The sequence below is a fragment of the Paraburkholderia sp. EG286B genome (assembly GCF_040965655.1).
In the GTDB taxonomy this organism is placed as follows: Bacteria; Pseudomonadota; Gammaproteobacteria; order Burkholderiales; family Burkholderiaceae; genus Paraburkholderia.
The window spans coordinates 1-274 of record NZ_JBFRCF010000215.1; the positions used below are offsets into that span (position 1 = coordinate 1).

Annotated in this window: 1 protein-coding gene; it reads left to right on the forward strand. The window is 66.1% G+C overall.

Annotated features, from left to right (window positions below):
• A partial coding sequence (locus tag AB4Y42_RS44475) for an NAD(P)(+) transhydrogenase (Re/Si-specific) subunit beta (RefSeq protein WP_368697928.1) occupies positions 1–274 on the forward strand: 274 nt, incomplete at both ends.

A 274-nucleotide genomic window follows, 5' to 3' on the forward strand; every position in this document is an offset into this window, starting at 1 on the left:
CGCGCCGGCAACGTGTTCGGCATGGTCGGTATGGCCATCGCCATTCTCACGACCCTTGCCCTGATCGTGAAGGAGTCCGCACAGTTCGGCTCGAATCTCGGGCTCGGCCTTGGCTTGCTCTTTGGTGTGCTCGTGGTGGGTGGCGGCCTGGGCGCCTACGTCGCCGCGCGCGTCGAGATGACGAAGATGCCCGAACTCGTCGCGGCCATGCACTCGCTGATCGGTCTGGCGGCGGTGTGCATCGCGTATGCGGTCGTCTCCGAACCGGCAGCGT